The sequence below is a fragment of the Klebsiella sp. DY2415 genome, assembly GCF_026314315.1.
GTDB lineage: Bacteria > Pseudomonadota > Gammaproteobacteria > Enterobacterales > Enterobacteriaceae > Klebsiella > Klebsiella ornithinolytica.
On sequence record NZ_CP111115.1, the window covers coordinates 3,868,894 to 3,889,061 of the forward strand.

The following is a 20,168-nucleotide window of genomic DNA, read 5'->3' on the forward strand; positions in this document are numbered from 1 at the left end:
TTTTTCCTGGCAAGAGATTTGCAGAATCTTCATGTCGCCCGCTATCCCCAAACAGGAGAAAACGTCTATGTTGAGTCTACGCGCAGTCAATCAGTACTACGGAAATCAGCACACGCTATGGAATGTCGACCTTGAACTTCAGCCGGGGGAGTGCACCTGTGTGATGGGACTCCAGGGGATGGGGAAAACCACGCTGGTGAACTGCATTACCGGACATCTTCCGGTCGCCAGCGGCAGTATGACCTGGCATGACATCGGCTCGCCGCCCTGCGATATCACGCCGCTCTCCGCCCATTCCCGCTCGATTATTGGCATCGGCTATGTCCCGCAGGACAGGCGGATCTTTTCTCAGCTGAGCGTGGAGGAGAATCTGCATATTGCGCTGGCCGCCGGAGGGAACCCGGGCGGCGCCGTAAAGGGGGAGATTTACGATTTTTTCCCGGAGCTCTACGCACGACGTCAGCATAAAGCCGCGATGTTGTCAGAAGATGACCAGTACCAGCTGGCGCTGGCGAGAGCGCTGGTTGTCCGGCCGCGTCTGCTGATTCTTGATGAACCTTCGCGTGGCAGCGGACAACACTTCGTGCATAAGCTGGGTGACCTGCTGGTGCGCCTTAACCGCGACATCGGTTTAACGGTGCTGCTGGCGGAACAGCACCTGCCGTTTATTCGCCGGGTGGCGGACCGTTTTTGCCTGCTGCATCGCGGGCGTAACGTGGCGCAAGGCCGCGTTATCCAGCTGGATGAACCGCTGCTGGCACAGTGGATGACGCCCGATCCAGCGCGCTGAGATCCAGATACTGGCCGAGATCCTCACGTCGCGACGCGTCCCCCAGCCATGGGATCTCGCCCAGCAACGGGGCCGCAAGTCGATCGTTGAGGGTCGCCAGATATTCCGCATGGCGTTTACCCGGCGGCTGGATGTCGTTTGCAATCCAGCCCACCAGCGGCAGCCCGGCCTGACGTACCGCCTGGGCCGTCAGCAGCGCGTGGTTGATGCAGCCGAGTTTAATGCCGACCACCAGAATGACCGGCAGCCGTTCGTCGCGTACCCAGTCGGCAAAACTCAGCGTCGCGGATAGCGGCGTAAACCAGCCTCCCGCTCCCTCCACCAGCACCCATTCCGCCAGCGTCTCCAGTTCACGCAGCCCGGCAGAAAGCGCATCGCCGGTAATCGGCCGCCCCTCTTCCGCGCTCACGATATGCGGTGAGGTCGGTTCGGCAAAGGTAAAGGGGTTGACCTGCGCATAGTTCAGCGCCACACCGCTATTGCGCTGGAGTGCCAGCGCATCATCGTTACGCAGCCCGTGCGCCGTCAACTCACTCCCGGAGGCGACCGGTTTATAGCCCGCGCACTTCAGACCTGACAGCTTCGCCGCCTGCAACAGGGCGCAGCTGGTGACCGTTTTACCGACTTCTGTGTCGGTTCCGGTGACGAAAAAACGTTTAGTCACGTTCAATGACTCCTGTAAAAAGATGGTACGTCAGCGGACACTGGCCCTGCTGTTTTGGCCAGGCCAGCTGCAGCTGACGCAGTTTTCCCCGGCTCAACGGCGCCGCGCTGCGCCCCTGATGCAAGTGTGTTGCCCCAATCCCTTTGAGCGAACGCATCGCGCTCAGAGCATCGGCAAACGGCAGGCTGACGGCGTGAACCTCGCCAACGGCTCGCCGCCCGGCCAGCGCCTCGCGCACCGCCCGTTCGCTGAGAAAGCGGTTGGCATGGGGATGGGTGTCAATCGCGCGCCAGGCCTGATTCAGCTCGGGAAGCGAATCGGCCAGCAAGGTGGTGAACGCGACCCGACCGCCGGGGCGCACCACCCGGCACAGTTCATCGAGCGCGCCGGACAGACTCTCGCACCACTGAACCGCCAGATTGCTCCACGCCAGATCGACGCAGGCATCGGCCAGCGGCAGCGACTCAATATCCCCGGCAAGATAACGATGCGCGCACGCGTTGCGCTGGGCCTGCGCCAGCATCTCAACCGAGAGATCGAGCGCCGTCACATGACTGCCGACCTCGCGCCAGTAGCGACTCATGCTGCCGGGGCCGCAGCCGGCGTCGAGGACCGCTGAAAAGGGGCGGCCATGAAGCTGACGCAGCAGCAGTTCAGCGCTGTAACGCTGCAGCGCGTCGTGTTGCGAATAGTGGGTGGCCGCCCGGCCAAAGGCCGCAGCCACCGCCCGTTTATTCACCGCCGCCATGCAGCACCTCCAGCAGACGGGTAATATCAGTCGGCTCATGGGCCGCGGTCAGCGTCAGGCGCAGCCGCGCGCTGCCTGCCGGCACCGTCGGCGGACGAATGGCCGTCGCCCAGCAGCCCTGCTCACGCAGGCGCGCCGCCAGCTGCAACGCCCGCGTATTGTCACCCACGATCAGCGGCTGAATCGCGCTGGTCGAGGCGCTCAGCTCCCCCGGAAAATCCGCCATACCGTCGCGAAATTGCGCCACGCGGCTGGCCAGTTTTTCCCGCCGCTGCCGGCCATCATCGCTGCGGATCACCGCCAGCGCGGCGCTCAGCGCAACCGCCTGGGCCGGCGGCATGGCGGTGCTGTAAATCAGATGTCGGGCAAACTGCAGCAGATAGTCCGCCAGCGCCTCGTCGCACAGGATCGCCGCGCCGCTGACGCCAAAGGCTTTACCGAAGGTCACGACCAGCAGTTCCGGGCGGACGTTTTGCGCATGGCAGCTGCCGCGCCCTTCATCGCCCACGACGCCAATACCGTGCGCATCGTCCACCAGCAGCCAGCCGCCGGCCGCCCGGGTCGTTGGGGCAATATCGCGAAGCGGTGCACTATCGCCATCCATGCTGAACACCCCTTCCGTCACCACCAGCTGTTGCCCCGCCAGCGGCTTACCGAGAAGTTCACTCAACTGCTGCACGTCGTTGTGCGCAAAGCGTCTGAGCTGCGCCGGGCTCAGGCTGGCCGCTTCGAGTAAAGAGGCGTGGCTCAGACGATCCGCAACGATGCGATCGTCCCTGGCGAGCAGCGCGGTAATCAGCGCCTGGTTGGCGGCAAACCCGGAAATAAACAGCAGCGCGCGCGGATATCCCAGCCAGTCCGCCAGGCTCTCTTCCAGTTCACGATGCGCCTCGCTGTAACCGCTGACGTGGCCGGAGCCGCCGGAACCCACGCCATAACGCGCCGCCCCCTGCTGCCAGGCGGCGATAATCTGCGGATGCTGGCTCAGTCCGAGATAATCATTGCTGGAGAAATTCAGCCAGCGCCGATCTTCACGGATAAGCCAACGCCCGGCACCCTGCGCCACCGGCTGGCGGCGACGGAATGCATCCGCCTGCCGCCGCTCGCTCAGCGCCTGGTCGATGCGTTGCTGCCAGCTCATAGCACCGCCGCGTTGTAGTATTCCTCGGTATCGGGGTTATTCAGCGCATGTTCCAGACGCTGCTGTTGCTCGTTATCGCCTTCCAGCACCGCCGTCTGCTGCGGGTTAAGCCCCAGTTTGCGGAACAGCTGCAGGTCTTTGTCCTCTTCCGGGTTCGGCGTGGTCAGCAGCTTGCAGCCGTAGAAAATCGAGTTCGCCCCGGCCATAAAGCACATCGCCTGGGTCTGTTCGTTCATCTGCTCGCGGCCGGCGGAAAGACGCACGTACGAGGTCGGCATCATGATGCGCGCCACCGCAATGGTGCGGATAAAATCGAAAGCATCGACATCGTCGTTATCGGCCAGCGGCGTGCCCTTCACCTTAACCAGCATGTTGATCGGTACGCTTTCCGGCGGCGTTGGCAGGTTAGCCAGCTGTAACAGCAGGCCAGCGCGATCTTTCTCGGTTTCGCCTAAGCCGACGATCCCGCCGGAACACACCTTAATCCCGGCGTCACGCACTTTGTCGAGGGTGTCCAGGCGCTCCTGATAGGTGCGGGTGGTAATGATGTTGCCGTAAAATTCCGGCGAGGTATCGAGGTTGTGATTGTAGTAGTCCAGCCCGGCTCCCGCGAGGCGCTGCGCCTGGGTGTCGGTCAAGGTGCCGAGCGTCATGCAGGATTCGAGCCCCAACGCTTTGACGCCTTTGACCATTTGCTCCAGATACGGCATATCGCGATCGTTGGGGTTCTTCCAGGCGGCCCCCATGCAGAAGCGCGTTGATCCGGCATTTTTTGCCTGGCGCGCGGACTCCAGCACCTGCTCAACTTCCATCAGACGCTCCGATTCGAGACCGGTTTTGTAGCGCGCGCTTTGCGGGCAATATTTACAATCTTCCGGACAGGCGCCGGTTTTGATCGACAGCAGCGTGCTGACCTGGACCTGACGCGGATCGAAGTGCTGGCGGTGGGTCTGCTGCGCTTCAAACAGCAGATCTAACAATGGTTTATTAAACAACTCAGTAACTTGCGACATTGTCCAGCGTGCGTGGTGAGCCATTGGCCTCTCCAAAGGGTTTTGTTAATTGTCGGTTCGGTTTATACTCGTAAACCTAAATGTTTTCAAAATGGTTTACAAGTCACTTATGACAACGGACGATCTCGCCTTCGATCGGCGCCACATTTGGCACCCCTACACCTCCATGACTTCTCCTCTGCCGGTCTATCCGGTGGTTTCCGCCCACGGCTGCGAGCTGTCCCTCGCCGGCGGAGAGCAGCTGATTGACGGAATGTCATCCTGGTGGGCGGCAATCCACGGCTACAATCACCCTCGTTTAAACGCCGCGATGAAAGCGCAGATTGACCAGATGTCGCACGTGATGTTTGGCGGTATCACCCACCCTTCGGCGGTGGCGCTGTGCCGCCAGCTGGTGGCGATGACTCCGGAGTCGCTGGAGTGCGTATTCCTCGCCGACTCCGGCTCGGTCGCGGTGGAAGTGGCCATGAAGATGGCCCTGCAGTACTGGCAGGCAAAAGGCGCAGCGCGGCGGCGCTTTCTCACCTTCCGCAACGGCTACCACGGCGATACCTTTGGCGCGATGTCGGTCTGCGATCCGGATAACTCCATGCACAGTTTGTGGCAGGGCTATTTGCCGGATAACCTGTTCGCCCCGGCGCCGCAAAGCCGCTTTGGCGGCGAGTGGGATGAACGGGATATGGTGCCGTTTGCCCGCCTGATGGCGGCCCATCGGGATGAGATCGCGGCGGTCATTCTCGAACCGGTCGTACAGGGTGCCGGCGGCATGAGGATGTATCATCCTGAGTGGCTGAAGCGCATCCGCAAGATGTGCGATCGTGAGGGCATTCTGCTGATTGCCGATGAGATTGCCACCGGATTTGGCCGGACCGGCAAGCTGTTTGCCTGCGAACACGCGGATATCGCCCCGGATATTCTGTGTCTCGGCAAAGCGCTGACCGGCGGAACCATGACGCTGTCGGCTACCCTCACCACCCGTTCGGTGGCCGAGACCATCAGCGACGGCGAAGCCGGCTGCTTTATGCACGGCCCGACCTTTATGGGCAATCCGCTGGCCTGCGCGGTGGCGACAGAAAGTCTGCGTCTGCTGGAAAGCGGCGAATGGCAAGGTCAGGTCGCCGCGATTGAAGCGCAGCTTAATGTCGAGCTGGCTCCGGCACGGGAATCCCCGCTGGTCGCCGATGTCCGCGTGCTGGGCGCCATCGGCGTGGTGGAAACTTGCCGCCCGGTCAATATGGCCGCGCTGCAGCGCTTCTTCGTCGAACAAGGCGTATGGATTCGCCCGTTCGGGCGCCTGATCTACCTGATGCCACCGTACGTGATTACCCCGCGGCAGCTGACGCGCCTGACCCAGGCGGTTAACGCGGCGGTGCTCAACGAAACATTTTTTCGCGAATAAGTAGCAGAAACTGGCCGTCAACAGGACTACACTTCTTTGTTAATCAGTTGATTATCCCAGAGGAGACGAGACGGCATGAACCTAATCAGTCACGATCTGCAGGATGGCGGGAAATTGCCCCACCGCCATGTATTTAACGGCATGGGCTACGATGGCGATAATATCTCGCCGCATCTGGCGTGGGACGAGGTGCCTGACGGAACTAAAAGCTTTGTGGTGACCTGTTACGATCCCGATGCGCCCACCGGCTCCGGCTGGTGGCACTGGCTGGTCGCCAATCTACCGGCGGAAACGCGCGAACTACCGCAGGGAGCCGGCTCCGGTCTGGCCCCGCTGCCGGCCAGCGCAATCCAGACCCGCACCGATTTCGGCCTCCCCGGCTACGGCGGCGCGGCGCCGCCAAAAGGGGAAAGCCATCGCTACATCTTTACGGTGCATGCGCTGGATGTCGAGAAGATCGAGGTCGATGAAGGGGCAAGCGGTGCGATGGTAGGCTTTAACGTCCATTTTCATTCGTTGGGCAGCGCATCCATCACCGCCCTGTTTATCTGACTTTCTCCCGTCAGTCCCTCCCCGGATAGCGGCTGACGCCTTATCCGGGCGACCTGCCCCCCCTTTGTAGCCCCGGTAAGCGCAGCGCCACCGGGGGAGTCCCCAGGGGCGCGAATTACGCCCACCCGCGATACCTGACAACCCCTTGTAGCCCCGGTAAGCGCAGCGCCACCGGGGACTCATTCAGCTCGAAGATGACTGCTCAGCCACCGGCATCCGCACGGTTTTTTTGACTTTCGCATACCAGATAATCGTCAGCAGCCCAAGCCAGACCAGACCGGCGATCAGCGCAATCCGCGTCTCCTCCACCATCCCGAGCACCGCAATCACCAGTCCCATAAACAGCAGGGTCAGCAGCGGCGCAACCGGCCAGAACGGCACCGGGAACGCAATCTGGCGACGTTCTTCTGCCGACAAACCGCGACGCATGGCGAAATGAGCCAGCAGGATCATCAGCCAGACCCATACCGTTGCAAATGCCGCCAGGGAGGCAATCAGCACAAAGACCTGTTCCGGCATCAGATAGTTCAGCACTACCGCCACCAGCAGCGCCACGCCCATCACCACTACCGTCATCCACGGCACGCCGTTGCTGGCGATTCGCTGGAAGCTTTTCGGCGCCATCCCCTCTTTTGCCATGCCGTACATCATGCGACCGGCGCCAAAAATATCGCTATTGATGGCTGAAATACTGGCGCTGATCACGATGATATTGAGGATTGTCGCCGCCGCCGGAATCCCCAGGCCGCTAAAAATAAGCACGAACGGGCTGCCCTGCTCGCCAAAGCTGTTCCACGGGAAAATGGCCATCAGGATCGCCAGCGTGCAGACATAGAACAGCACGATACGCAGCGGGATGGTATTAATTGCCTGCGGAATCACTTTCTTCGGGTTCTGCGCTTCCGCCGCGGTCACGCCGATAATTTCGACGCCGCCAAAGGCAAACATCACAATACCCAGCGACGCAACAATTCCCTGCCAGCCGTTCGGCGCGAACCCGCCGTGGCTCCACAGGTTTTCCAGCCCCGTCGCCGGGAAGGCATGACCAAAGCCGAAGAAAATAATGCTGCCGCCGGCGACGATCATCGCAATAATCGCCACCACTTTAATCAGCGACAGCCAGAACTCCATCTCGCCGAAAATGCGCACGTGGCACAAGTTCATCGCGCCGATGAAGAAGATAATACTCAGTACCCAAATCCAGCGCGGCACATCCGGGTACCAGAGCCCCATATAGATACCAAACGCGGTGACATCCGCCAGGGCGACAATCACCATCTCAAAGGTATAGGTCCAGCCGGTGATAAACCCGGCCAGCGGCCCGAGATACTGGCGGGCATAGCTGCCGAAGGAGCCGGAAACGGGGTTGCGTACCGCCATTTCGCCCAGCGCACGCATGACGATAAATACCGCCGCGCCGCCGATCAGATAGGCCAGCAGAACCGCCGGTCCCGCGGCCTTAATGGCGGCGGCAGAACCATAAAACAGCCCGGTACCAATGGCGGAACCGAGCGCGATGAAGCGAATATGTCGGGCATTCAGCCCGCGCAGCAGGTGGGGCTTTTGTGGCGATTGTGGTTGTTGTTGCATATGCAAGTGTCCTGATAATTTTTGTATGACGACAAATATGCGTGTAGGACGGCCGGGGGGAGCTTACCCCCCCGACACGGGTACAGAAAACAACGAGGGTCAGATCTGACCAGGCAAGACGGCAGGGAGCAGTCGCGTCAGGTGGCGCGCTGCCAGAAGCTCAATAGCGTTATCGATATCCGGGGCGAAGAAGCGATCCTGGGTGTAATGCGAAACCCGCTCGCGCAGCAGATGACGCGCCTCTTCCAGCAGCGGACTGCTGGCCAGCCCTTCGCGCATATCCAGCCCCTGGACGGCGGCCAGCCACTCCACGGCCAGCACGCCGCGGGTGTTTTCCGCCATCGCCCACAGACGACGACCGGCAGCCGGCGCCATCGAGACGTGATCTTCCTGGTTTGCCGACGTCGGCAGGCTATCAACGCTGTGCGGGTGCGCCAGCGCTTTGTTCTCACTGGCTAACGCCGCAGCGGTCACCTGCGCAATCATAAAGCCGGAGTTGACGCCGCCATTTTTCACAAGGAAAGGCGGCAGCTGCGACATATGACTGTCCATCATCAGCGCAATACGACGCTCGGACAGCGAACCGATTTCGGCAATCGCCAGCGCAATGTTATCCGCCGCCATCGCTACCGGTTCGGCGTGGAAGTTACCGCCGGAGATCACTTCATTCTCGGCGGCGAAGACCAGCGGGTTATCCGACACCGCATTGGCCTCAATCAGCAGGACTTCCGCGGCCTGGCGAATCTGGGTCAGACAGGCGCCCATCACCTGCGGCTGACAGCGCAGAGAGTACGGGTCCTGCACTTTGCTACAGTTGTGATGCGACTGCGAAATCTCGCTGCTGTCGGTCAGCACATGGCGATACAGCGCCGCAGCGTCAATCTGCCCGCGCTGGCCGCGCGCTTCGTGAATACGCGAATCAAACGGACGACGCGATCCCAGCGCCGCTTCGGTGGTGAGCGCGCCGCATACCACCGCGGAAGCAAACAGATCTTCCGCGTCAAACAGGCCGCGCAGCGCAAACGCCGTCGATGCCTGAGTACCGTTCAGCAGCGCCAGCCCCTCTTTCGCCGCCAGGGTAATCGGCTCGAGACCCACTTTTTTCAACGCCTGCAGCGCCGGCATCCACTCGCCGTCGACGCGGGCTTTCCCCTCACCCAGCAACGTCAGGGACATGTGCGCCAGCGGCGCCAGGTCACCGGATGCGCCGACGGAACCTTTAGCCGGGATCCACGGCGTGACGCCTTTATTCACCAGTTGAATCAGCGCCTGAATGACGCTCAGACGAATCCCGGAGAAGCCGCGGGAAAGGCTGTTAATCTTCAGCACCATAATCAGACGTGCCATGGCATCATCCAGCGGCTCACCAATGCCCGCCGCATGAGACAGCACCAGAGAACGCTGCAGGTTTTCCAGATCGTCCGTGGAGATCCGCGTTGACGCCAGCAGGCCAAAACCGGTGTTAATGCCGTAAGCGGTGCGTCCTTCGGCCAGAATGGCGTTGACGCAGGCGACGCTCTCGTTAATAGCGGCAAAAGCCTGCTCGTCGAGAGTGATGGTCAGCGGATGCTGGAACACCTCGCGTAGCTGCGCCAGACTCAGTTGACCTGGAATCAGAGTTAAGTTTTTCATCTCAGCGTTGCCCCTGCGTTGCTGCCACCATAGGAAGATTCAGTCCTTGTTCCGCCGCGCACTCAATCGCGATGTCGTAACCCGCATCGGCGTGACGCATCACCCCGGTCGCCGGATCGTTATGCAGCACGCGGGCAATACGCGCGGCCGCTTCGTCGGTACCGTCACAGACGATAACCATCCCGGAGTGCTGCGAGAAGCCCATCCCGACGCCACCACCGTGATGCAGCGACACCCAGGTCGCGCCGCTGGCGGTATTGAGTAAGGCGTTCAGCAGCGGCCAGTCGGAGACGGCATCGGAGCCATCACGCATGGATTCAGTTTCGCGGTTCGGGCTGGCAACCGAGCCAGAGTCAAGGTGGTCACGACCAATGACGATCGGCGCAGATACTTCACCGCTGCGGACCATTTCGTTAAAGGCCAGCCCCAGCTTCTGGCGCCACTCCAGCCCCACCCAGCAAATACGCGCCGGCAGTCCCTGGAAGCTAATACGCTCACGCGCCATATCCAGCCAGTGGTGCAGATGCTGATCATCTTTGATGATCTCTTTCACTTTGGCGTCGGTTTTGTAGATATCCTGCGGATCGCCGGAGAGGGCCACCCAGCGGAACGGACCGATGCCGCGGCAGAACAGCGGGCGAATATAGGCCGGGACAAAACCCGGGAAGTCGAACGCATTGTCGACGCCCATCTCCTGCGCCATCTGGCGGATATTGTTGCCGTAGTCGAAGGTCGGTACGCCCATTTCGTTGAAGGCCAGCATCGCCTGAACATGGTCGGCCATCGAACGCTTGGCCGCCAGAATCGTCCCCTGCGGGTCGGATTCAGCTTTCGCCTGATACTCTTCCCAGGTCCAGCCTTTCGGCAGATAGCCATGCAGCGGATCGTGGGCGCTGGTCTGGTCGGTGACCATATCCGGGCGCACGCCGCGCTTCACCATCTCCGGCACGATATCGGCGGCATTGCCGCACAGGGCGATAGAGATAGCCCGGCCTTCGGCGGTGTATTTCTTGATGCGGGCCAGCGCGTCATCCAGCGACGTCGCCTGCTCGTCAACGTAGCGGGTACGCAGACGGAAATCGATCCGGCTCTGCTGACATTCGATATTCAGCGAGCAGGCGCCTGCCAGGGTCGCCGCCAGCGGCTGTGCGCCGCCCATACCGCCCAGACCGGCGGTGAGGACCCAGCGCCCCTTCAGGCTGCCCTGATAGTGCTGACGTCCGGCTTCGACGAACGTTTCGTAGGTGCCCTGCACGATGCCCTGGCTACCGATATAGATCCAGCTGCCCGCGGTCATCTGGCCGTACATCGCCAGACCTTTTGCATCCAGCTCATTGAAATGTTCCCAGGTCGCCCAGTGCGGGACCAGGTTGGAGTTGGCAATCAGTACGCGCGGTGAATTTTCATGGGTTTTAAATACGCCAACCGGCTTACCGGACTGCACCAGCAGCGTCTCATCGCTTTCCAGGTTTTTCAGCGCCTTCACGATAGCGTCATAGCATTCCCAGTTACGCGCCGCGCGACCAATACCGCCGTAGACCACCAGCTCATGTGGGTTCTCGGCAACATCGGGATCGAGGTTGTTCATTAACATACGCAGCGGTGCTTCGGTCAACCAGCTCCTGGCATTCAACGTCGTGCCTCGCGGTGCACGTACGTCTTGCTGGCGATATTTGCTTTGCGACATCGGGGTTTCTCCTGACAATTAACGTTGTTTACGTAGATACATATACTTGTCTATACAACTCTACGCAAGCCAGGATTTAACAGAAATGATACAATTTTGTTATATTGCGTCAGCAATCACGCTTTTGCCGACGCAGACGATCGTCAGGAAGTGAAGTGGCCCTGCAGCCGGTAGCGGCTACCCGGGAACAGAAGACGGGCGTGGGAAACAATATGCGTGGTAGACCAGGTACGGCGCCGGATCAGCAGGCAAGGATCGTGGGCATGGATATGCAGCAGTTCGCACTCTTTGGCGCTGGCCTGTACCGCTTCGACGATGTGCTCGCCTTCGGTTAACGGCGCAATCAGCGACAGGTAATCATGCGGTGTGGTGACGGTATAGTCCTGATGTAAATACGCCGGCACCACCGCCGCATTGACGCAGCGGTCTTCAATCTGTACCGGAATGTCGTTTTCAAAATGCACCATCAGAGAGTGAAAAATCCGCGTTCCTTCGGCGACATTCAGCGCAGCCGACTGGATAAGATCGGCTTCGGTCTCTTCCAGCAGCAGCACCTCGCAGCGGTGCTGATGGCGACGGGAGATAATCTCGTCGGCGATGCTCCGCACTTCAAACAGCGCCGACTGCCCTTTCGGCTCCGCGACAAAAGTACCGACACCCTGCAAACGTACCAGTAAACCTTCATCCGTGAGTTCACGCAGCGCCCGATTGATCGTCATGCGACTGAAACCAAACTGGGCCACCAGTTCCGCCTCGGAAGGAATGCGGTCGTGGGGACGCCAGACGCCGCGCTGAATCTTTTCGCTGATCGCCTGCTTCACCTTTTCATAAAACGGGGCAGGCGCGGTTCGAGGTTGCTGTGAAAACATAGCCTGGCTTTCCTTATACTCAATGGGCGGCGAAACGGTCAGAATATACTGAATCGTCAGCGCCACCAATGGGCGATTTGCCATGCCAGCCGGGCCGCCGCACGGGCCCCCTGGCTGTCAATGTCAAACTGCGGATTAAACTCCACCAGATCCACCGCCTGCAGTTTTCCGCTGCGGCATAACGGTTCAACGATGCGCAGCAGGATCGCCAGCGGAATGCCCAGCGCCGCAGGCGCCGAGACCGCCGGCATTTCGCGCGCCGGCAGCACATCCAGATCGATGGTCAAATAGAGCCTGTCGTAGAGGGCAATATTACGCGCGATTTCCGGCGCAACCTGCTGATCATAGGCCTGCAGAACGTCCAAATCCTCCACGATCCGCACCTCGCGACGCGCCGCTTCATCCCACAGCGCCTGGGTGTTCGCCGCACGGCTGGCGCCGATACAGGTATAGTGAAAGCCGCGCTGCTGCGCGTCGCACTCCAGCGCCAGCTGGCGGAACGGCGTACCGGAGCTGGCCTGCTCAGCGATGCGCAAATCCAGGTGCGCATCGAGGTTAATGATCCCGACCTTCTCTCCGGGGAAAGCGTCGAGCACTCCCGCGCCATGACCGAATGCCGTCTCATGCCCGCCGCCGAGAACCAGCGTGCGTTTGCCTGCGCGCAGACAGGCGGCCACCGCTTCGCGCAGCGCCTGCTGGGCGGTCTCCAGCCCTTCACCGGCGACGCCGATGGTGCCCATATCGACACAGCGCTCGTGGCCGCTGTGGCTGGCCATATTCGCCAGCGCCCGGCGTAGCGTTTCCGGCCCCTTTTCGGCCCCGGTACGTCCGCGGTTGCGGCGAACGCCTTCATCGCAGGCAAACCCCAGCAGGGCAATATCCCCCGGTAACGCCTGTGGTGCAAAACGTTCGGCCCGCACGATAGTCTGAAACAGGCGCAGCGCATTGGCGGCTTCCGCGCTGTCGTCACGCCCTTGCCAGATATCGGCGGGGGTCGGTTGCCACAATGTCATTGCATTTCTCCTCGCACAACGCGATGCCAGAGCGGGCTCCGCCCCGGTTCATAGACCATTTCAACCGGATGTTCAGCATCCCAGATAGCAAAATCGGCAACAAACCCCGCCGCCAGCTGGCCGTGGCTATTCTGGCGCCCCAGCGCCTGCGCGGCATGACGCGTCACGCCCGCCCACGCCTCTTGCGGAGTTAAGCCAAATTTGACGCAGGCCATGTTCATCGCCAGATGCAGGCTGGCAAAGGGGCTGGTACCCGGATTGTAATCCGTCGCCACCGCCATCGGCACCTGATACTGACGCAGCAGCTCGACCGGGGGTTTGCGGGTTTCATTGAGGAAATAGAACGCGCCGGGCAGCAGCACCGCCACCGTCGCGCTGCGGCTCATCGCCGCAACCCCCTCTTCCGTTAAATATTCGATATGATCGGCCGAGAGCCCCTGATAACGGCTCACCAGCTGCGCGCCGCCCAGCGAAGAGAGCTGTTCAACATGCCCTCTGACCGGAATACCGCGGGCCTGCGCGGCCTGGAATACGCGTTCGGTCTGCTGCGGGCTGAAGCCGACGTTTTCGCAGAAAACATCAACGCTTTCAAACAGCCCCTCCTCCCACAGCGTCGGCAGCAGGGTTTCACACACCAGCGTAATGTAGGCGTCCGGGCGGTCTTTATATTCCGGTGGCGTGGCGTGAGCGGAGAGCAGCGTCGGCGACAGCTCGACCGCATTGTTCTGCGCAAGCTGGCGCGCCACGCGCAGCATTTTGCGCTCGTTTTCCAGATCCAGCCCGTAGCCGGATTTAATTTCAAGCGTGGTCACCCCCTCGCGAAGCAGTCGCTCCAGCCGCTGCTGAGCCAGCGCTAACAGCTGCGCTTCGCTGCTTTCACGGGTGGCGCGCACCGTTGAGTTAATGCCGCCGCCATTGGCACTGATCGTCTGGTAGGAGACGCCGTTCAGACGCTGCTCCCACTCCTGCGCCCGACTACCGCCGAAGACCAGATGGGTGTGGCAATCAATCAGTCCCGGCGTCAGCAGCCTACCGCCAAGATCAATACTCGGCCCGGCCGGGGCATCATTTTCAGGCACAATGGCTTCAATCCGGCCATTGCGCACCAGCAGCGCATGACCATCCCGCAGGCCGTAAGGCTGCGAATCATCAGGGTTCAGAGTGGCGAGGCGGGCATTTCGCCAGATAACGCGATCGGAGGTGGCTTCAGTCATACCAGTCAGCTTGTCATGGGTTGTATAGACATTTATTTTCATTCCACGCGGAATGTCAATAAAAGCAGAGGGAATTGTTATTTTTTTGTGACCGGACGCGGGCGAAGCTCCGTCCATCTGCCCGGTTCAGGCGAACTTTTTCGCGCAGCGTCTTCCCGTTTCGCTCGACTTAGTATAAAAAGCAGGTTTTAAAGGACGTTATACGCGTAATTCATTCCTTGCCGGCCTGACGCCGCTTGCATGTTTTTTGTATAATGCCCTCCCCAAATCATTCGGGTTGCTTTGCGGCGGAAATCAACAAATACGCCAACAGAGAGGCAGCCTGAAGAATGACAGGTCTTGTTAATTGATTCTTGCCCGGAGCAACATGAACACATTCTCAGTTTCCCGCCTGACGCTGGCACTGGCTTTTGGCGTGACGTTATCCGCCTGTAGCTCAACCCCTGCCGATCAACAGCCCTCGACGCAGACTGCGCCGGGCACCGTCTCTCGCCCTGTGTTGACCGCTGATGAAGCGAAAAACTTCACGCCGGCAAGCTATTTCCAGTCCCTGGATCCAAACGCCGCGGCGTGGACCCCGGCAGCCATCAGCATACCGTCTCAGCCTGACTTCGTCGTCGGCCCGGCGGGCGCTCAGGGCGTGACCCATACCACCATTCAGGCTGCGGTTGATGCGGCTATCGCCCGCCACTCCGATCGTCGTCAGTTTATTGCGATTATGCCGGGTGAATATACGGGTACCGTTTATGTCCCTGCGGCACCCGGTGCGCTGACGCTGTACGGTACCGGCGAGAAGCCGCTGGATGTGAAAATCAGCCAGGCTATTGACTCGGAGATGGACGTGAACACCTGGCGCCACCTGGTCAACCCGGCCGGTAAATATATGCCAGGTAAACCGGCGTGGTATATGTTTGACAGCTGCCAGAGCAAACGCGCCGCCACCGTCGGCGTGATGTGTTCAGCGGTATTCTGGTCGCAGAACAATGGTCTGCAGCTGCAAAACCTGACCATCGCCAACAACCTCGGCGACAGCGTGGATGCCGGGACTCACCAGGCCGTTGCGCTGCGCAGCGATGGCGACCAGGTCCAGATTAACAACGTCAACATTCTGGGTCGCCAGAACACCTTCTTCGTCACCAACAGCGGCGTGCAGAACCGTCTGCAAAACGATCGCCAGACCCGTACCCTGGTGAGCAACAGCTACATTGAAGGCGATGTTGATATCGTTTCCGGCCGCGGTGCCGTCGTGTTTGATAACACCGATTTCCGCGTCGTGAATTCACGCACCCAGAAAGAAGCCTACGTCTTTGCACCGGCAACGCTGAAAAGCGTTACCTACGGCTTCCTGGCCGTGAACAGTCGCTTTACCGCCTCCGGCGACGGCGTGGCGCAACTGGGACGCTCTCTCGATGTCGACAGCGCCACCAGTGGCCAGGTGGTAATCCGCGACAGCGCCATCAATGAAGGCTTTAACGTGGCGAAACCGTGGGCCGACGCGGCAATCTCCAGCCGCCCGTTCAGCGGTAACACCGGCGCCGTAGATGCGAAGGGCGTGCCGCAACGTAATCTCAACGACAGCAGCTTCAACCGCATGTGGGAATACAATAACCGCGGCGTGGGCAGCGTGGTTGTCGCCGAACCGAAGCAGTAAATCTTCACGAGGGGGGAGCGCGTCTCCCCCTTTTTTCTCTCTTTTTCCCTCTCTTTTTCTGAGCGACGTTCTCTTTCGCGACTTACCCCTCTGCATTTTTCCTCCGCTCCGCCTCCTCAATTCATCGCTAGCGCAGCCGCTTCTCTTACGCGTGCAAAAAATAGCGTTTTCTGGCGAATAAATATCCCCGCTGATGCGTTTACTCTCTGTAAGAACACAACGGCCATCCGGCACGGTTCCCCCCGACAGGGAGGCCGCCGGGTTACCCGCATCGTTGCTCCTGGAGACGAAAAATGAACACCCTTATCTCATCAATTCTGCCGGCTTCGCGCCGCTTAATGGTCCCGGCACTGCTATGTTTGTTATATGCATCGCCGTCATTCGCCATGGGCGATAACAGCACCCAGAGCAAAACGCCGGACTGCCCCAGCGGGCAGGTATATGACAGCGTCAGCAAGCAGTGCGTCCCGGATAAAACCAGCAGTCTTAGCGATCAGGATAAAACCAACTACGCCTATCATCTGGCGAAAAAAGGGCAATATCAGGCGGCACTGAACCTGCTGGATTCGCTGAAAAACGGCAATACCGCCGAAGCCTGGAACTACCGCGGCTATGCCACCCGTAAGCTCGGACGGACGGATGAAGGGATTGGCTATTATCAGCGCGCGCTGGCGCTTGAGCCGAACTACGCCAAAGCGCGTGAATATCTTGGCGAAGCGTGGATGGTAAAAGGCCGCCGGGATCTGGCGCAGGAACAGCTGAAAGTGATTTCCGGGATTTGCGGTCAAAGCTGCGAGGAGTATCGCGATTTGCAGGCCGCCATTAACGGACATCCGGAATCCTGAAGCCCACCGCGAGGGTAAAAAAATTACCACCAGCGACGTTCGCTCACAGCTTGCCGCACATCTGGCCCGTCTTTGGCGCTACGGGCTGATTCTGTCGCACAATCGCGATATTGCCGAAGAGCTGGTTCAGTCAACCTGTGTTCGCGCGCTCGAACGGAGCGCGCAGTTTACGCCGGGCACCCGCATCGACCGGTGGCTGTTCACCATTCTCCACTCCATCTGGATTTCCGAGCTGCGGGCGCGTCACGTCCGAATGGGGCAAGGCTTCGTCGAAAACGCCCCGCAGCTTGCCACCGACGACCGCGAAATGAATGAAGATCATCGCCAGTATCAGCAACTTATGCGCCGGGTCAGCGCCCTGCCGGAAGCCCAGCGCAACGCGGTGTTTTTAGTTTATGTTGAAGGTTTTACCTATCAGGAGGCGGCCGATACGCTATCGGTCCCCATCGGTACGGTGATGAGCCGGCTGGCGGCGGCGCGATCGACGCTGGCAAAAACGCCCGCTACCGCCGCTGCAGCCAGGGAGAAACGCCTGTGAAATCATCCTTTTTTACTCCGCCCTATGGCGATGAGGCCATTATTGCCTGGCTGGATGGCGAAATGAGCGCTCCCGACGCTCTCCGCTTTGAAGCCGCCTTCAGAGAGGATCGGCAGCTGGCCGCGCGCACCGCCGAACTGAAGAGCATCCCGCGGAATTATCAGCAGGCGTTTGCCCCGCTGCTGGAACAGGCCCCCGTCGCGCGCATGCAGAACCGACTTGATGCCCATCTGGCGGCAATGCCCGCGCCGGACAGCGCTGCACCTCCCCCGGTCTTTAGCCGCCGCGCCATGATTGCCGCCTCGCTCGCGTTTTTACTGATCGGCAGCGGCTTAGGCTATCTGGCCCGTCCCGCTCCCGGCGAACCTGATGAGAGCGAAAACATTCGCGATCTCGAGGCCCGTTACATGTCGCTGTATAGCGCGGAAACCCTGCTCGATATGGACAGTTCACCGGCGATATTACAGCGCGGCCTGACGCGCACCGCCGAAGATATCGGTTTAGCGCTCAACCCGCAGCAGCTTGCGCTGCCGGGCGCCGAGCTAAAAATGGTGCGCATTCTGCGTTACGAGCGCACCACCATTGCGCAGATCGCCTGGATTCACGCGGCGTATGGGCCGATGGCGCTGTGCATCTCTGCGGCCAGCCCGCAAAACGAGACCAGGATAGTCGCGGAACGGCGGCACGACATGAACCTCGCCTGGTGGCGCGCTAACGGATATCAGTTCGTGCTGATTGGCCGCAATCCTCGCGCACAATTGCACGATAACGCCCGCAAACTGCAGGACTTACTGTCATAGGCAACGTCGCCCTTCGGGGCGATGACCGGCGATAGCGGGCGATGATTCGCTCAACATCGCTGAGAACTGCCGTCGGCCATCGCATCCGGCCGCTAAATATTTTTCACCCGGCGAAACTTTCTTTCTCACTCCGGCGAACTGTATAGCAGAGTCACCTGACCAGAACGCCCTGACATCGCTGGAGCTAATAATGAAACTGATGAAAAACCTTGCTCGTTCTTTGACCCTGACCGTCGCGCTTGGCCTGTCCGCCACCGCGTTTAACGCCGGCGCGGCGCTGCCCGTCGGCGCAAAAGCCCCTGCTTTCGAACTGCAGGGCGCCTTAGCCGGTAAACCGATCGCCTTCTCCCTGCAGCAGGCTTTGCAAAAGGGGCCGGTGGTGCTCTATTTCTTCCCGGCGGCATTTACCGCCGGCTGCACCATTGAGGCCCACGCTTTCGCCGAAGCCACCGATGAATTTAACAAAATGGGCGCTACCGTCATCGGCGTCACCGCCGGTAACACCGATCAGGTCAGCGATTTCTCTAAACTGGAGTGCCGCGATAAGTTCGCCGTCGCCGCGGATCCGGGGGCAAAAGTCGCCGCGCAGTATCAAACGCTGATGGAGATGAAAGGTAAGACCGTTTCTGACCGGACTTCATTTGTCATTGCGCCGGACAACACGATTCTGCTCAGCTACACCGATCGAAATCCGGATGCCCATATTGAGAAGACCCTGGCCGCCGTCAAGCAGTACGACGCCGCCCACCCGCAAACCCACTAAGCGAAGAGGCCAGCGATGCTCACCGCCATGCTGGCCGCCTTTATTGGCGGCATCATACTCAACTTTATGCCCTGCGTTTTTCCGGTCATCTCCCTGAAAGCGCTCGGGCTTCTGCGCCATGCGGATAACGCCGTGGGCGCTCGTCGCGAAGGGCTGGCTTTTTTACTTGGTGTGATGGTCACCATGATGCTGTTGGCCGGTGTTCTGCTGGCTGCACGCGCCGGCGGCGTCGCTGTCGGCTGGGGGTTCCAGCTGCAATCGCCGCTGGTGATTGCCCTGCTTTCGCTGGTGATCCTCGCCGCTGCGCTGAACCTGTTGGGGGTGTTCGAGGTCGGGCTATCGGCGCAGCGTGTCGGCGCTCTGGATATTGGCCGCGGCGCCTTTTTACGCTCGGCGATGACCGGCGCGCTGGCAATCGTCGTTGCAACCCCGTGCGCGGCGCCGTTTATGGCCAGTGCGATTGGCTATGCGCTGGTGCAGCCGCCGGCCACCGCGCTGGTCGTGTTTTTTGCCCTCGCGCTCGGCTTTTCCGCTCCGTTCACCCTCGTCTCACTGTTTCCGGCGCTGGCTTCTCTCCTCCCCCGTCCTGGCGGGTGGATGGATATTCTTAAACGTGCGCTGGCCTTTCCGATGTTCGGCGCTTACGCCTGGCTGGTTTGGGTGCTGGCGCAGCAGGCCGGTAGCAGCGCGCTGGCGACGCTACTGGCGGCCTCCGTGGTGCTGAGCTTTGCTGCCTGGCTCTATGGTATCGCCCAGCAGCGCCGCTTTCAGGGCAAAGGGCATAAGCGCCTGTTCGCCGTCACCGGCCTGCTCGCCGTCGCGGTTATTGCCCCGCTGGTCGGTCTGATTCAGGCTGATTCCGTGTCGCCCGGCGCACAGACTGTCGCGACCGCCGAAACCGCTGCGGAAAAATGGACGCCGCAGGCTGTCGAGGCGCAGCGCGGCCACGGCAAAGCGATCTTTGTTAACTTCACCGCCTCCTGGTGTATCACTTGCCAGGTTAACGAAAAGACATCGCTTTCAACCCAGGCCGTAAAAGAGGCGCTGGCAAAAACCGGGACGCTGTATATGGTGGCAGACTCGACTAAATTTAATCCGGACGTCGATGATGCGCTGAATCAATTTGGTCAGGGCGGTCTGCCGCTGTACGTGGTCTATCCTGCCGATGGCGGGCCGCCGAAAGTACTGCCGCAGCTCCTGACTCCGGGCATCGTCGTGAACGCCCTGAACCAGGCAACCGGCAAAAAAGCATAAACGCA

At 60.4% G+C, this 20,168-nt stretch carries 19 protein-coding genes; 9 read left to right on the plus strand and 10 right to left on the minus strand.

Annotated elements, in window-relative coordinates; all coding sequences use genetic code 11:
* Positions 1-67 precede the first annotated feature (67 nt).
* On the plus strand, positions 68-790 hold the full coding sequence (locus tag OQV00_RS18430) for an ABC transporter ATP-binding protein (RefSeq protein WP_004859764.1): 723 nt from the start codon (positions 68-70) through the stop codon (positions 788-790).
* Here the strand turns inward: OQV00_RS18430 and bioD are convergent.
* Genes bioD through bioB form a run of 4 tightly spaced genes read right to left on the minus strand, consistent with a single transcriptional unit; the run spans position 732 to position 4,380 of the window.
* Positions 732-1,454: a dethiobiotin synthase gene (gene bioD, locus OQV00_RS18435; RefSeq protein ID WP_211843656.1), complete on the minus strand. Its 723-nt coding sequence runs from the start codon at positions 1,452-1,454 to the stop codon at positions 732-734. The two genes, OQV00_RS18430 and bioD, sit on opposite strands and share 59 nt — an antisense overlap.
* The gene (bioC, locus tag OQV00_RS18440) at positions 1,447-2,202 is read right to left on the minus strand and encodes a malonyl-ACP O-methyltransferase BioC (RefSeq protein ID WP_004859762.1); all 756 of its coding nucleotides are present in this window, start codon (positions 2,200-2,202) and stop codon (positions 1,447-1,449) included. Before bioC ends, bioD begins: the two co-directional genes overlap by 8 nt.
* Positions 2,186-3,343 (minus strand): 8-amino-7-oxononanoate synthase, encoded by a 1,158-nt coding sequence (gene bioF / locus OQV00_RS18445; RefSeq protein ID WP_064357232.1) that lies wholly within the window; start codon positions 3,341-3,343, stop codon positions 2,186-2,188. Before bioF ends, bioC begins: the two co-directional genes overlap by 17 nt.
* Positions 3,340-4,380, minus strand: coding sequence for a biotin synthase BioB (gene bioB / locus OQV00_RS18450; protein ID WP_004859760.1), 1,041 nt, complete (start codon positions 4,378-4,380; stop codon positions 3,340-3,342). Before bioB ends, bioF begins: the two co-directional genes overlap by 4 nt.
* An 85-nt stretch (positions 4,381-4,465) precedes the next feature.
* Here bioB and bioA point away from each other — a divergent pair, with 85 nt between their 5' ends.
* Positions 4,466-5,755, plus strand: a complete 1,290-nt coding sequence (gene bioA / locus OQV00_RS18455; protein WP_004859759.1) for an adenosylmethionine--8-amino-7-oxononanoate transaminase — start codon at positions 4,466-4,468, stop codon at positions 5,753-5,755.
* 75 nt (positions 5,756-5,830) lie between these two features.
* On the plus strand, positions 5,831-6,307 hold the full coding sequence (locus tag OQV00_RS18460) for a kinase inhibitor (RefSeq protein ID WP_004859758.1): 477 nt from the start codon (positions 5,831-5,833) through the stop codon (positions 6,305-6,307).
* A gap of 183 nt (positions 6,308-6,490) precedes the next feature.
* Here the strand turns inward: OQV00_RS18460 and OQV00_RS18465 are convergent, their stop codons facing one another.
* From OQV00_RS18465 to hutI, 6 genes are all read right to left on the minus strand, one after another.
* On the minus strand, positions 6,491-7,897 hold the full coding sequence (locus OQV00_RS18465; protein WP_004859757.1) for an amino acid permease: 1,407 nt from the start codon (positions 7,895-7,897) through the stop codon (positions 6,491-6,493).
* A gap of 99 nt (positions 7,898-7,996) precedes the next feature.
* Positions 7,997-9,529 carry a histidine ammonia-lyase gene (hutH, locus tag OQV00_RS18470; RefSeq protein ID WP_004859756.1) on the minus strand — a complete coding sequence of 511 codons (1,533 nt, stop codon included), beginning with the start codon at positions 9,527-9,529 and terminating at the stop codon, positions 7,997-7,999.
* 1 nt (position 9,530) lies between these two features.
* On the minus strand, positions 9,531-11,216 hold the full coding sequence (hutU, locus tag OQV00_RS18475) for a urocanate hydratase (protein ID WP_032716926.1): 1,686 nt from the start codon (positions 11,214-11,216) through the stop codon (positions 9,531-9,533).
* Between the two features lie 143 nt (positions 11,217-11,359).
* The gene (locus OQV00_RS18480; protein ID WP_004859754.1) at positions 11,360-12,085 is read right to left on the minus strand and encodes a histidine utilization repressor; all 726 of its coding nucleotides are present in this window, start codon (positions 12,083-12,085) and stop codon (positions 11,360-11,362) included.
* A gap of 56 nt (positions 12,086-12,141) precedes the next feature.
* Entirely contained in the window at positions 12,142-13,098 is a 957-nt protein-coding gene (gene hutG, locus OQV00_RS18485) for a formimidoylglutamase (protein ID WP_071359249.1), read from the minus strand.
* Positions 13,095-14,429 (minus strand): imidazolonepropionase, encoded by a 1,335-nt coding sequence (hutI, locus tag OQV00_RS18490; RefSeq protein ID WP_163980475.1) that lies wholly within the window; start codon positions 14,427-14,429, stop codon positions 13,095-13,097. The genes hutG and hutI overlap by 4 nt, the downstream gene beginning before the upstream one ends.
* Positions 14,430-14,679: 250 nt before the next feature.
* On the opposite strand from hutI, the gene OQV00_RS18495 reads away from it, so the two are divergent.
* The 6 genes from OQV00_RS18495 (at position 14,680) to OQV00_RS18520 (ending at position 20,163) form a co-directional block, all read left to right on the plus strand.
* Positions 14,680-15,963 (plus strand): putative acyl-CoA thioester hydrolase, encoded by a 1,284-nt coding sequence (locus tag OQV00_RS18495; RefSeq protein WP_015584856.1) that lies wholly within the window; start codon positions 14,680-14,682, stop codon positions 15,961-15,963.
* A 293-nt stretch (positions 15,964-16,256) separates the two neighbouring features.
* Entirely contained in the window at positions 16,257-16,808 is a 552-nt protein-coding gene (locus tag OQV00_RS18500) for a tetratricopeptide repeat protein (protein ID WP_064357233.1), read from the plus strand.
* A complete protein-coding gene (locus OQV00_RS18505; protein WP_228297630.1) occupies positions 16,795-17,346 on the plus strand; it encodes a sigma-70 family RNA polymerase sigma factor in 552 nt (183 codons plus the stop codon). Before OQV00_RS18500 ends, OQV00_RS18505 begins: the two co-directional genes overlap by 14 nt.
* Positions 17,343-18,146, plus strand: coding sequence for an anti-sigma factor family protein (locus OQV00_RS18510; RefSeq protein WP_065906039.1), 804 nt, complete (start codon positions 17,343-17,345; stop codon positions 18,144-18,146). The genes OQV00_RS18505 and OQV00_RS18510 overlap by 4 nt, the downstream gene beginning before the upstream one ends.
* A gap of 190 nt (positions 18,147-18,336) precedes the next feature.
* Complete coding sequence (locus OQV00_RS18515; RefSeq protein WP_032716916.1) at positions 18,337-18,909, plus strand: peroxiredoxin; 573 nt, start codon at positions 18,337-18,339, stop codon at positions 18,907-18,909.
* A 15-nt stretch (positions 18,910-18,924) separates the two neighbouring features.
* The gene (locus OQV00_RS18520; protein ID WP_015584860.1) at positions 18,925-20,163 is read left to right on the plus strand and encodes a protein-disulfide reductase DsbD family protein; all 1,239 of its coding nucleotides are present in this window, start codon (positions 18,925-18,927) and stop codon (positions 20,161-20,163) included.
* The last annotated feature ends 5 nt before the right edge of the window (positions 20,164-20,168 follow it).